This window comes from Kocuria sp. ICS0012 (assembly GCF_001665945.1).
Classification (GTDB): Bacteria; Actinomycetota; Actinomycetes; order Actinomycetales; family Micrococcaceae; genus Kocuria; species Kocuria marina.
This window is the reverse complement of sequence record NZ_LZMM01000013.1, coordinates 1-12746: the sequence shown is the minus strand read 5'-3', so window position 1 is coordinate 12746 and position 12746 is coordinate 1. Positions and strand designations below refer to the sequence as shown.

Here is a 12746-nt window from a genome sequence, read left to right as displayed (position 1 = left end):
GACGGCCGGGTGCGCGGAGCACGGGAAGAACACGAAACACGTCAGCAGAGGAGTTGCTCGTGAGTGAGATCCGATCCTGCGGGACCCCGCAGGAACTCGAAGCGGCCGTGACCGAGGCCGCGGGCGTCGTCGCGGACGGCGAATGCCTCGTGCTGCCCACGGACACCGTCTACGGCATCGGCTGCGATGCGTTCTCGGCGCCCGGTGTCCAGGGACTGCTGGGCGCCAAGGGCCGCACGCGGGAAATGCCCCCGCCCGTGCTGATCGCCCGCCCCGAGGTGATCGACGGCCTCGCGGACCAGATCTCCGACGACGCCCGCGCGCTCGCGCAGGCGTTCTGGCCCGGCGCCCTCACGATCATCTGCTGGGCCCAGCCCACCCTGGGCTGGGACCTGGGGGAGACCCATGGGACAGTGGCGCTACGCGTTCCCGACGACGCCGTGACCCGCGCGGTCCTCGAACGCGTGGGTCCCATGGCCGTGTCCTCCGCCAACCGGACGGGGATGCCCGCCGCGCGCACCGCCGAGCAGGCCCGCGAGATGCTGCAGGACCGCGTGGCGCTCTACCTCGACGACGGTCCGCGGCCCGCGGGTGAGGTCCCCGCCGGTGCGCAGGACGTGGCCTCGACCATCGTGGACTGCACGGGGGAGACGCCCGTGGTGCTGCGCCACGGCGCGATCACGCTGGCGCGGCTGCGCGAGGTCGTCCCGAACGTGGACGGCGGCACCGAACCGGCAGCTCCGGCGACCGGTGAGAGCCCGGAGGCGGCCGCTGCAGCCAGCGGTGCCGGCGCAGCGGTCTCGGACGACGACGCCGCGGCGTCGACACACTCCGCGCGTCAGAACCCCGAAGCGAATGCACCGGAATCGTTCGGCGAGGGCGCGGCCCTCTCGGCCGGCTCGACTCCCGCGGACGAGGACCTCGTGGCCGACCTGGTCCGAAGTTCCCCCGCGGAGGCCCGTCCGTTCGTGGACCAGGGACGGGAACGCACACCGGACACCGAGCCGCGCTGGGACGGGACCGGGGCACTGAGCATGGAGGAGGCGCAGCGGCTCGTCGCCGGGGAACCCGAGAACCACGGGGCCTGAACAACAGGTGACTTGACGAGACGATCCCCGCACCATCCCATGACGGGTACGGTGCGGGGATCGTTCTGTCAGCGCGGGAGTGCTCCGGACCGGGCGCGGCCGCGCTGCGAAGAACCCAACGCGCGGCTCAGCGACCCAGCGCGAGGTGCGCCTGGCGCAGCACCTCCTGCACGTGGGGCTCGGGGAGCACACCGTTGTCGTGGGCCCACCCGGGGACCTGGCGCTGACCGAACCACGTGACCTCCAGGCGGCGGATGAGCCCGCCGTAGCGGTAACCGGCAGCGGCCGAGGCCGTGCGCGCGGTCGCGATCACCGCCCGGCACACCCAGGACGGCAGCTGCAGGGGGTGGCGGCGTCCGGCGTCGCGCAGCACGGAACCGGTCGTGGCGCCCTCCCACGGTTGCAGGATCACGGGGGGCAGGACCTCAGGGAACTCGCCCACGGCCACCGTGAACTGCGCGAGGGCGGTCACGGAGGTCACGGGGGTGGGGGCGGAGCCGTCCCCGGCGACCGAGCTCAGGGGCGAGGACGCGAACCGTGCGAGCATGCGCGTGGTGCGCCGCCCGCTGCCCATCACGGACGTCGCGCGGATGACGCTCAACTGCGGAGCGCCGGATTCCTCGCGCCATTGGGAGCGCAACCGGTAGAGCGCGGACTCGCCCAGGGCCTTGGAGAAGGAGTAGGGGGAGAACGGTGCGGTGCGGATGGACTCGTCCAGCACGGGTGCGTCGGCCTGCACGGACGCGGAACTCATGTGGATCACCCGGCGCACGCCCGTGCGGTGGGCGGCGAGCGCCACGAGGACGGGAAGCAGCGCGTTAGCCCCGGTCAGGGACTGCTGGTGCGTCTGATCGGGGGCGGCCAGACCGGCGGCGTTGACCACCACGTCCGCGCCGGCGAAGGAATCGGCCAGGTAGTCGATCACGGACTCGAGGCGGTGCGCGTGCTCAATGAGGTGGTGCACCGTGGTCGCGGGCGAGGCCAGTCGGGGGGTGGCCACCGGGGTGACCGGGATGTTCCGGGTCTGCAGGGCAGTGGTGATGGCGGAACCGATGAACCCCGTGGCCCCGAGAACGCGCCAGCTGTGAGCCGTCACTGTTGTGTCTCCTCCTGTGATGGTGTCTTCATCGTACGGTAGCGCCCCGGACCCGTTCTTGGTGGTCAGCCCGTGGTCGTCAGCACGGCACATCACCCGTGCGGGTGACGTCGAGGCGGCGTCAAGGTACGCGTTGATAGACTCCCGGAGTTCACCGGCGTGCCGGGCGCCCGCGCGAGCGGCTGCGCGTGCGCCGCGGTCGAGCACATCTTCCTTGCACATCACGAGTCGTCCCGGGGGCGCCATGACCGAATCCACCGCGCGGGCGAGCGACCGTCCGGACGCGAACGTGAGCGTCGCGTGCGTCACGCAGGACCGCCCCGAGGACGTCGCGGCGCTGATCGACGCGCTGCGCGTCCAGACCGACCCGATCGCGAGTCTGTGTCTCGTGGACGCCGGGCGCACTGCCCTGGACCAGGCCGCGCTGGGGGAGCGGATCGGGGGAGCCTTCACGCTGCACTACCGCCGCTCCGTGGCCAATCTGGGCGGGGCGGGCGGATTCGCGCTCGCCATCCTCACGGCGCTCGCGAGCGGCGCGGACCAGGTGTGGCTCATGGACGACGACGCCCATCCCGAGGACCCCGAGTGCCTACACACCCTGCGCGAAACAGCGCGCGAGCGGGGGCTCGCCGTGGTGTCACCGCTCATCGTGGCGCCCCAGGACCACGACGCCCTCGCGTTCCCGTTCCGCTTGGACGGCGGGATCACCCACCGTCGCGCGGACCTGGAACCGCTGGGCTTCATCGATTCCTACGCCAATTTCTTCAACGGTGCGCTCATGGACGAGTCCGTGTTCTTCCGGGTGGGGTTGCCGGACCTGAAACTGTTCCTGCGCGGGGATGAGGTCGACTTCCTCGTGCGCCTGCGCAAGAGTGGGCTGCCGTTCGGCACGGTCACGACCACGGCCGTGTCCCACCCGCCGGGCTGGGCCGAGGAACACGTGGTGATCCCCGGCAAGCTGCAGGTGTTGATCCCGCCGGGGGAGTTCAAGCAGCGCCACTTCTTCCGTAACCGCGGGTACGTCTCGTGGCGTTACAAGCGCGTGGTGCAACTGGTCGCGGACGCGATCGGCTACCCCGCCCACTACGCGCGCCGCCGTGACCTGCCCGGACTGGTGCGGTGGGCGCGGCTCTACGGCAACGGCATGCGCGGACGTGGTTTCGGTGGCCCTCGCTGACCCGCTGACCCCCGCGCAACTGCCGGCTCGGTTCTCGGTGCTGATCCCCGTGTACGCCGCGGACACCGCCGAGCGGATCCGGCGCGCGGTGGAGTCTAATTCGGTGGAGCAGACCCGCCCGCCCGCGGAGGTGCTGCTCGTCCAGGACGGTCCGGTGTCGGCGTCGGTCACGGCGGAGCTCGAGCGGCTCGCGAAAGAATCCCCGATCCCCGTCCGTGTGCTGCGGATCCCGGAGAACGGTGGCCTCGCCCAGGCGCTGACCGTTGCGTTGCCGCGGTGCGCGTACGACGTCGTCGCGCGCGCGGACGCGGACGACGTCTCCTACCCCCGCCGGTTCGAGAGGCAACTGCCCCTGATCGAGGACGGCGCGGATCTCGTGGGTGCGTCCATGCACGAGATCGGCGACGACGAGACTCGGCCCGTCGCGCTGCGCACAGCCCCCGTGGGGGCCGCGCGGATCGCCGCGGTGAGCCGATACCGCAACCCCATCTCCCATCCCACGGTCGTGCTGCGCCGCAGTGCCGCGCTCGCCGTGGGTGGTTACGAGGACGTCCCCATGGCCGAGGACTACTGGTTGTGGACGCGCATGCTCCATGCTGGCGCGGACGTGCGCAACGTGGCGGAACCGCTCGTGGGTTATCGCGTCTCCGCGGGCTCCTACGAACGCCGCGGCGGGTACCGCGTGCTGCGGGCCGAACTGACGTTGCAGCACCGGTTGCGCACCCTGGGCCACGTGGGGTTCCTACAATGGGCCGTGAACGTCATGGTGCGCGGCGGCTACCGATTCGTCCCCCTGAGGGTACGGGAAACGGCGTACCGGCTCATGGTGGGTCACCGCGACTGACCCGCACCCGAAAGGACTACGACTGCATGGTCACCCCCGCAAGCCCCACCCCCCGAGCGGACAAACCGGTCGCGTGGCTGTGGATCCAGATGATCTTGGATTCCGTCGCGTGGATCGTGGCGCTGTGGGTCGCGGCGTTCCTCCGGTTCGAGATGAACGTGGAGCTCATCTCCGTGGGGGGCGTGATCATCACGTGCGTGGTGGCGGTCGTGTTGCAACTGCTCGTGGGATTCTCGTTCGCCCTCTACAAGGGCCGGTACTCGTTCGGCAGTTTCGAGGAGGCCAAGCTGCTCGTGGTCGTGACCGTGATCGTCACGGCACTGCTCGAGGCCGTCCTGCTGGTCTTCGGTGTGGCCCTGTGGATCCCGCGCTCGCTGGGGTTCATCGCGTTCCCGTTCGCGTGCCTGCTGATGGCCGCGTTCCGCTACCTCAAACGCATGTACCAGGAATCCACGGCCAAGCCGGGTGAGCAGGCGCAGAACGTGGTGATCTTCGGTGCGGGCGCGCTGGGCACGTTCCTGGTACACCGCATGATGCAGGACCCCGCCTCCGGTTTCCTGCCCGTGGCCCTGCTCGACGACGACCCCGCCAAGAAGCACCTGCGCATCTCCTCCGTCCCGGTCATGGGCACGCTGCACGACGCCGCGTCCGTCCTGGAGCACACGCGCGCCGGCGTGCTGATCGTGGCCGTCGCGGACGTGGACCCCCGCACCATGCAACGCGTCTCGGAAGCCGTGGAGGGCACAGGGACTCGCGTGATGACCGTCCCGCCCCTGACCGAGATGCTCACCGGCGCAAACCAGAGCGTGGACCTTCGTGACATCTCCATGGAGGACCTCATCGGACGGCGGCCCGTGGACATCCACGTGGAGGCCATTGCGGGGTACGTGACCGGCAAGCGCGTGCTCGTCACGGGCGCGGGTGGGTCGATCGGTTCGGAACTGTGCCGCCAACTCGTGGGTTTCGAACCCGCCGAGCTGATCATGCTGGACCGTGACGAATCCGGATTGCAGGCCACCCAGATCTCCATCACCGGGCGTGGCCTGCTGGACGGCAACGACACCGTGCTCTGTGACATCCGCGATCCGGACGCGCTCACCCGGGTGTTCCAGGACCGCCGGCCCCAGGTGGTCTTCCACGCTGCGGCGCTGAAGCACGTGTCCCTGCTCGAGCAGTACCCGGACGAGGCGTGGAAGACCAACGTCATGGGCTCGCTGCACGTGTTGAGCGCCGCGGCCGCCGTGGACGTGGACGTGTTCGTGAACATCTCCACGGACAAGGCCGCCAACCCCACCACGGCGCTCGGTCACTCCAAGCGCGTGGCGGAGAAACTCACCGCGTGGATGGGGGACCGCACGGGCAAGCGCTACGCGTCCGTGCGCTTCGGCAACGTCTTCGGTTCGCGCGGGTCCATGCTGCCGCTGTTCGCGGAACAGATCCGCCAGGGCGGGCCGATCACCGTGACCCACCCGGATGCCACCCGGTACTTCATGACCATCCCCGAGGCGTGTCAGCTCGTGATCCAGGCCGGTGCGATCGCGCACGGGGGAGAGGTGCTCATCCTGGACATGGGGGAGCCCGTGCGGATCCTGGACATCGCCCGCCGGTTGCGGTCGATGTCCGGGCGCGAGGACATCAGCATCGAGATCACCGGGCTGCGCCACGGTGAGAAGCTGCATGAGGACCTCATCGGCACGGGTGAGACCGACGAGCGGCCCTTCCACCCCAAGATCTCCCACGCCAAGGCCGAGCGCCTGGATCCCGCGAACCTGGACCGTCACGTGTGGAAGGTGCGCGGCGGGATGATGTTCACGGGGTCCATCCCGCAGGTCGTGGTGAGCACCCAGCCCAAGGTCACGGACTTCTCCGTGCCGCGCGCCGCCGAGTGCGCACCGGCCACCGGACCCCGCGCCGAGGACGCGGACGCTGACGGTGCGGACGGCGACGCCGCCGAGGGACACACGGGCTGGAGGCGCCACGCATGAGCACCGTCCTCGTGTCCACCGCGTTCCTGCCCGCCCACGGCGTACCCACGGCCCCCGCGGTCGACACCGGCCCCGCCACTTTCACGGACGGCCAGGCGCTGAATCTGTTGTTGGCCCTCGCCCCGTGGACACTCGCCGCTGCCTTCGTGCTCTCAGTGCTCTTGCCGTTCGCGGTCAAGCCGTTGCTACGCCGGTGGGGCGTGATCGACATCCCGTCCGACCGGTCCTCGCACTCGCGGCCCGTACTGCGCGGGATGGGACTCGCGGTGGCCATCGCCCTGATCCTCACGTACGGGCTGTCCCTGGGGTTCGGTCTGATCCCCGTGGACCGCTCGCTCGCCCTGTCCGTGCTCGCCATGACCGCTGCCAGCGCGGCCCTGGGCTGGGCCGAGGACTACCGCGGCGTGTCCATCGGAGTCCGGTTGGGCATGCAGGCCCTCGTGGGCGCGCTCGGGACCGCCGCCATGATCGTGGCCCTGGGCATCCCCGCGTGGTGGTGGCCCGTGGGTGTGCTCGCGACCGTGGCCTACGTCAACATCGCCAACTTCATGGACGGTATCAACGGGATCTCCGGGCTGCACGGCGGCGTGGTGGGGCTGTTCTACGCGTGGGCTGGTGCGGCAAACGGGATGCCGTGGATGGTGTGCGCGGGCCTCGCGCTCGCCGGTGCGTTCCTGGGCTTCCTACCGTGGAACCTGGGGCGCGGCACGGTCTTCCTGGGCGACGTCGGCTCCTACGTCCTGGGTAGTGCCATCGCCGCGATCGCGATCGGCGCGTTCCTCTCGGGCGTCTACGTGGAGTACCTGCTGTCCCCGCTGCTGGTCTACCTCGCGGACACCGCCGTGACGCTCGTGCTGCGCATCCGCCGCGGGGAGGTCTGGTACACACCGCACCGGCAGCACGTCTACCAGCGCCTCACGGACGTGGGCCTGTCCCACGTGCAGTCCGCCGCGGTGGTCACGACCGCCACGGCGTGCGTCAGTCTGATCTCCCTCTACGGTCTGCGGGCCGCGGGCACGGGTTCCGTGCTCGCCGGTGTGGCTGTGGTGCTCGTGATCGTGCTGTACCTCGTGTCGCCGGTGCTGCTTGACCGCGCCCGGAGCACCGCACGGAGTTTGCGCCCGTGACCCCTGACCGCGCTCCCCGTTCGTCGGCGGAATCCGCCGCGCACGACGCCGCCCGCTCCCGCCCCCCTTCCTACGCCCGGGGTGTGCGGGCCGGGGCCGTCATGTTCCTGATCCTGGGTGTGATTCTGCTTACACTTTCAGCCGTCGTGGACATGCTGTCGGCACCGCGCTCGGTGCTGCTCGGGGCGGGGATCATCGCGGTCAGCTCCGCAGCCACCGCCCTCGTGGCGGCTCAGATGTACCGCGTGGCACCGGCGGCCACGGCTCCCGCGCTCGCCGCGCTGTACCTCCTCAAGGTGCTCGTGTTGGGCTGGTTCCTGCTGTTCCTGGGGGCCCCGCCGTGGCTCGCCCCGCGCGTGTTCGCCGTGACCGTCCTGGTGTGTCTCGTACTCGCCCTGGCCGGTTTCACCGTGCTGACCCGCGGTGTCACCCGGCAGGACGCGCCCGAGCCCGCACCCCACGCGGCGTCGTCGGCCGTCGAACACGCCCACGACGACGCCGCTGCCGCCCCGTCCGTCCCTCCCGCCCGTGACTCGAGTGGCGGCCGGGCGGGGCACGACCGACCCACTCACGAAAGGCGAACGCCATGAGTTCCGCACCGAACGAGCCGGGAGACCGGCGCCCCAGGGACCTGCGGGGGATGTCAACGCGCATGCGGGACAACGCGCGCAAGGAAACCCTCCACACCGCAGGGGAGCTCGTGGAGCGTGGCGGTCTGGGTGGTGGGATCGCGGTCCTGCTGTACATCGTGGTCGGTGCGGTGTTTTGGAGTTTGGTAGGCTGGTTCCTGGATCACCTACTGGGAACTCGGTGGATTGTGATCGCGGGAGCTGTCTTCGGGGCGGCCGCCGGGGTGTACCTCGGTTATCTTCATATGAGGGACGCCTTGAACCGCAGTACCGCCCCGCAAAAGACCCCGTCGGAGACGAAGAAGTCATCCGGCATGGGCCCCGAGCCCAGAGTGTGACCGGTCTGGATACCGCAGAAAGGACCTGTATTGAACCCCGCCCTGAGGATTCCGGCCGAATTCGTGGCCCCGTCCACGGAAGATGCGCATCTGCCCCCGTTCTTCGAAGTGGGTTCCTTCGCCCTCGGTAAGCACTCGTTGCTGATCCTGTTGTCGGTGGTTCTGATCGCCGCGTTCTTCATGTACGTGGTGCGGCGGCGAGCGCTGGTCCCCACCAAGGGCCAGTACCTGGGTGAGATGGGCTACGGGCTCGTGCGTAACCACCTGGGTCGCGACATCATCGGCGAGAAGGACTTCCGCCCGTTCGTGCCCCTGCTGTTCACCTTCTTCTTCTTCATCCTGGTGAACAACCTCTTCGGGTCCATCCCCGTCCTGCAGCTGCCCACGTTCTCGCACCCCGGCACCGCGTACGTCTTCGCGGCCATCGCCTACGTCGTGTGGGTCGGGGTCGGCATCAAGCGCCACGGTCTGGGCCACTTCATGGCCAAGATGACCATGCCGCCGAACGTCCCCAAGGTCCTGTACCTCATCCTGATCCCGCTCGAGTTCCTCTCGAACATGATCATCCGCCCCGTGACCCACGCACTGCGTGTGTTCGCCACCATGTTCGCCGGCCACATGGCCATCATGGTCGCGGCGGCCTTCATGGCGTACCTCGCCACCGAGGTGGGCGGCGCCCTGGGCATCGGCGGCTCGATCTTCGGTCTGGTCCTCGGACTGTTCATCTACTTCCTGGAGGTTCTGATCCAGATCCTGCAGGCCTACATCTTCACCCTGCTGTTCGCCGTGTACGTACAGGGCGCACTGCAGGAGGGGCACTAGCCCCACGAAGGAGCGCGACCTCCGGGCCGCTCACGTGACCATCGACCATTCACGGTTTCCCGTAATGGCACCACGGCCCGCTCCAGCGGGCACCCAGAAAGGAAATATCCATAATGGAAGGTTCGCTCAGCGTTATTGGCTACGGTCTCGCTGCCATCGGCGGTGGCATCGGTGTGGGTCTCATCTTCGCGGCTTACATGCAGTCCGTGGCCCGTCAGCCCGAGTCCCAGCGCGTGATCCAGCCCATGCTGTTCATGGGCTTCGCCGTGGTCGAGGCGCTCGCCATTCTGGGCTTCGTCCTGGCGCTGCTCTAAGGGCTCTCCCTTTCGCACTCGCCCTAACTAGAGAACAGGAATCGCGCTCATGAACGCAATGGTGTTGGCAGCTGAAGAGGGGCAGAGCCCTCTGCTCCCCAACGGCTGGGAAATGCTGATTACCTTTGTGGGGTTCGCAATTCTGCTCTTCATCGCGTACAAGTTCATCGTCCCGGCGTTCGAAAAGGTCTTCAGGGACCGCGCTGACGCCATCGAGGGTGGACTGGCCAAGGCCAAGGCTGCTCAGGCCGAGGCCAAGGCCGCTCGCGACGAGTACAACCAGCAGCTCGAAAGTGCCCGGCTCGAGGCCCAGAAGATTCGTGAGGAAGCTCGCTCCGAGGGCGAGAAGATCCTGGCGGACTTCAAGGATCGCGCCAACCTCGAATCCGCGCGGATCACCGAGAACGCGCACAAGGCCATTGAGGCCGAGCGTGCGGCCGCTGTGGTCTCACTGCGTGACGAGGTGGGCACTTTGGCAACACAGCTCGCGTCCAAGATCGTCGGGGAGTCCTTGAACGACGACGATCGCGCCAACCGCGTGGTCGATCGTTTCCTGGCTGATCTCGAGGCCGAGCAAGGTCGCACGGGAGCTGCACGGTAATGGCAGAAGCATCGAACGAACCCTATCGTCCGCTCTCCGTGGACGTTGACCGCTGGGCATCTGCCGCGAGTCCCGAGATCGCACACCAGTTGTTCGAGATCCTGGACATCGTGGACGAGAACGGCGCACTGCGCCGCGCTCTCACGGATCCCTCCCGGCCCGCAGAGGACCGCGCCCGGTTCGTGCACACGCTGCTCGACGGCCGCGCGCACGAGGTGGCCGTGGACGTCGTCGCCGAACTCGCATCCCAGCGCAGCGCCACCGAGCGCCAGCTGGGTGACGGGATCGAACGCACGGCCGTGTTGTTCGCGGCCGCGTCCGCCGAGAACCGCGGCGGCGTGAACGCGCTCGAGACCCTCGTGGACGAACTGATCCGGTTCAAGTCCGTACTGGATCACTCCACCGAGGTGCAGAACGCGTTCTCGGACTCGCGCGCGAGCGCGCAGGCCAAGGTCACCCTGGCCCGTCGTCTCATGACGACGAGCTCGGAGGAGGTGTCCTTGCTGATCGAACGCGCGGCGAGCGAACCCCGGGGCGCACTACCCGGTCGCCTGCTCGGGCACTTTGCCGAGTGGGTCGCGGACCGTCAGCAGCGCTGGATCGCGCGGATCACCACGGCTCGTCCCCTCCGGGAGGACCAGACGGAGAAACTGCGCCAGGGTCTGAACCGGCTGTACGGACGGGACCTGAAGCTCACCACGGAGGTGGACCCGTCGTTGGTGGGTGGCCTGCGGGTGCAGGTGGGCGAGGAGGTCATCGACGGATCGGTGACCCACCGGCTGGAACAGTTGCAGCAGCGGATCGCAGCCTGATCCCCGCGCGCAGCGGGGATCGCGGGGAGTCGGTCGATGCCGGCATCTCGTCACGTTGCCCCCCCCGACCGCTGGGGCGGCCGCACGGCGATGGGGCAACGCATCGCGACAAGTACAACCGTGGTCATGGCTCGAGCGATGATCACAAGACGTAGAGAGCAGGGACAGTAGATGGCCGATGTGACCATCAATGCCGATGAGGTCCGTAGTGCGCTGAATGAGTTCGCGGCGTCCTACGATCCCGGCAATGTGGAACGAGTAGAAGTCGGACGCGTGTCGTCCGCCGCGGACGGTATCGCGCATGTGGAGGGCCTGCCCTCCGTCATGGCGAACGAGTTGCTCAAGTTCGAGAACGGGGTGCTGGGCCTGGCCCTGAACCTCGACACCCGCGACATCGGCGTCGTGGTGCTCGGTGACTTCCAGGGCATCGAGGAAGGCCAGGAGGTGCACCGCACCGGCGAGGTGTTGTCGGTGCCCGTGGGCGAGGGCTACCTCGGCCGCGTCGTGGACCCCCTGGGCGAGCCCCTGGACGATCTCGGACCCATCGCCACCGAGGGTCGCCGCGAACTGGAGCTGCAGGCTCCGGGCGTGACCATGCGTAAGTCGGTGCACGAGCCGCTGCAGACCGGCATGAAGGCCATCGACGCCATGATCCCGATCGGGCGTGGCCAGCGTCAGCTGATCATCGGTGACCGCCAGACCGGTAAGACCGCGATCGCGGTGGACGCCATCCTGAACCAGCGCTCCAACTGGGAGTCCGGTGACGTGGACAAGCAGGTGCGCTGCATCTACGTGGCCATCGGTCAGAAGGCCTCCACGATCGCCGCGGTGCGCCAGACCCTCGAGGACAACGGCGCCCTGGAGTACACCACGATCGTGGCCGCTCCCGCGTCCGAGTCCGCCGGTCTGAAGTACCTGGCCCCCTACTCGGGTTCCGCGATCGGTCAGCACTGGATGTACGGCGGCAAGCACGTGCTCATCGTGTTCGACGACCTCTCCAAGCAGGCCGAGGCCTACCGTGCGGTGTCGCTCTTGCTGCGCCGCCCGCCGGGACGTGAAGCGTACCCGGGTGACGTCTTCTACCTGCACTCGCGCCTGCTCGAGCGTTGCGCCAAGCTCTCCGACGAGCTGGGCGCGGGCTCCATGACCGGTCTGCCCATTATCGAGACCAAGGCGAACGACGTCTCGGCGTTCATCCCGACCAACGTCATCTCCATCACCGACGGTCAGATCTTCCTGCAGTCGGACCTGTTCAACGCCAACCAGCGTCCCGCCGTGGACGTGGGCATCTCGGTGTCCCGCGTGGGCGGTGCCGCGCAGGTCAAGGCCATGAAGAAGGTCTCCGGCACGCTGAAACTGGACCTCGCGTCCTACCGATCCATGCAGGCGTTCGCCATGTTCGCCTCGGACCTGGACGCCGCGTCCCGTCAGCAGCTGATCCGCGGTGAGCGGCTCATGGAGCTGCTCAAGCAGCCCCAGTACACGCCGTACCCCGTCGCGGACCAGGTCGTGTCCATCTGGGCCGGTACCACGGGCCAGCTCGACGACGTCGACGTCGCCAACGTCGCGGACTTCGAGCGCGCGCTGCTGGACCAGGTCCGGCGCACGACCAACGTGATGGACTCGATCAACTCCACGGGCAAGCTCGAGGACGACGCGGTCGAGGCGCTCAAGACGGCCGTGGCCGAGGTCAAACGGGACTTCCACGGTTCCAAGCACGGGATCGAGGCCGGGGTCGAGGAGCACGAGTCCCTGGGCGCGACCGCTGTGAACCAGGAAACGATCGTCAAGAAGTAACCGTTCTCGTGGTGCGCCGGAATCCGGCGCCCCCACGGCGGTGCCGAAAGGAAATTTCATGGGGGGCCCAATTGGGGGGTACCCCGCAAAAAGGCGGCCGCGGGGGTGGAGAAAAA

General features: G+C 68.6%; 13 protein-coding genes. 12 read left to right on the top strand and 1 reads right to left on the bottom strand.

Annotation, left to right across the window (positions count from 1 at the left end; genetic code table 11):
• Positions 1-59: 59 nt before the first annotated feature.
• Entirely contained in the window at positions 60-1088 is a 1029-nt protein-coding gene (locus A5728_RS01260; protein ID WP_064845333.1) for an L-threonylcarbamoyladenylate synthase, read from the top strand.
• Positions 1089-1215: 127 nt separating this feature from the next.
• On the opposite strand, the gene A5728_RS01255 is transcribed toward A5728_RS01260, so the two are convergent.
• Positions 1216-2184, bottom strand: a complete 969-nt coding sequence (locus A5728_RS01255) for an NAD(P)-dependent oxidoreductase (RefSeq protein ID WP_064845356.1) — start codon at positions 2182-2184, stop codon at positions 1216-1218.
• A 244-nt stretch (positions 2185-2428) separates the two neighbouring features.
• On the opposite strand from A5728_RS01255, the gene A5728_RS01250 reads away from it, so the two are divergent.
• The 11 genes from A5728_RS01250 to atpA all read left to right on the top strand — a co-directional run bounded on the left by A5728_RS01250 (position 2429) and on the right by atpA (position 12630).
• On the top strand, positions 2429-3361 hold the full coding sequence (locus A5728_RS01250; protein ID WP_064845332.1) for a glycosyltransferase: 933 nt from the start codon (positions 2429-2431) through the stop codon (positions 3359-3361).
• On the top strand, positions 3348-4205 hold the full coding sequence (locus tag A5728_RS01245; RefSeq protein ID WP_064845331.1) for a glycosyltransferase: 858 nt from the start codon (positions 3348-3350) through the stop codon (positions 4203-4205). The genes A5728_RS01250 and A5728_RS01245 overlap by 14 nt, the downstream gene beginning before the upstream one ends.
• A 26-nt stretch (positions 4206-4231) precedes the next feature.
• On the top strand, positions 4232-6190 hold the full coding sequence (locus A5728_RS01240) for a nucleoside-diphosphate sugar epimerase/dehydratase (protein ID WP_231885433.1): 1959 nt from the start codon (positions 4232-4234) through the stop codon (positions 6188-6190).
• Positions 6187-7317: a glycosyltransferase family 4 protein gene (locus tag A5728_RS01235; RefSeq protein ID WP_197493048.1), complete on the top strand. Its 1131-nt coding sequence runs from the start codon at positions 6187-6189 to the stop codon at positions 7315-7317. The genes A5728_RS01240 and A5728_RS01235 overlap by 4 nt, the downstream gene beginning before the upstream one ends.
• The gene (locus A5728_RS01230) at positions 7314-7907 is read left to right on the top strand and encodes a hypothetical protein (RefSeq protein WP_064845329.1); all 594 of its coding nucleotides are present in this window, start codon (positions 7314-7316) and stop codon (positions 7905-7907) included. The genes A5728_RS01235 and A5728_RS01230 overlap by 4 nt, the downstream gene beginning before the upstream one ends.
• Positions 7904-8284 carry a hypothetical protein gene (locus A5728_RS01225; protein ID WP_064845328.1) on the top strand — a complete coding sequence of 127 codons (381 nt, stop codon included), beginning with the start codon at positions 7904-7906 and terminating at the stop codon, positions 8282-8284. The genes A5728_RS01230 and A5728_RS01225 overlap by 4 nt, the downstream gene beginning before the upstream one ends.
• A gap of 30 nt (positions 8285-8314) precedes the next feature.
• A complete protein-coding gene (gene atpB / locus A5728_RS01220) occupies positions 8315-9106 on the top strand; it encodes a F0F1 ATP synthase subunit A (RefSeq protein WP_064845326.1) in 792 nt (263 codons plus the stop codon).
• 113 nt (positions 9107-9219) lie between these two features.
• Positions 9220-9420: an ATP synthase F0 subunit C gene (atpE, locus tag A5728_RS01215; RefSeq protein WP_035964663.1), complete on the top strand. Its 201-nt coding sequence runs from the start codon at positions 9220-9222 to the stop codon at positions 9418-9420.
• 49 nt (positions 9421-9469) lie between these two features.
• Positions 9470-10021: a F0F1 ATP synthase subunit B gene (locus A5728_RS01210; RefSeq protein WP_064845325.1), complete on the top strand. Its 552-nt coding sequence runs from the start codon at positions 9470-9472 to the stop codon at positions 10019-10021.
• Positions 10022-10059: 38 nt separating this feature from the next.
• Positions 10060-10833 carry a F0F1 ATP synthase subunit delta gene (locus tag A5728_RS01205; RefSeq protein ID WP_231885432.1) on the top strand — a complete coding sequence of 258 codons (774 nt, stop codon included), beginning with the start codon at positions 10060-10062 and terminating at the stop codon, positions 10831-10833.
• 171 nt (positions 10834-11004) lie between these two features.
• Entirely contained in the window at positions 11005-12630 is a 1626-nt protein-coding gene (gene atpA / locus A5728_RS01200; protein WP_064845322.1) for a F0F1 ATP synthase subunit alpha, read from the top strand.
• The last annotated feature ends 116 nt before the right edge of the window (positions 12631-12746 follow it).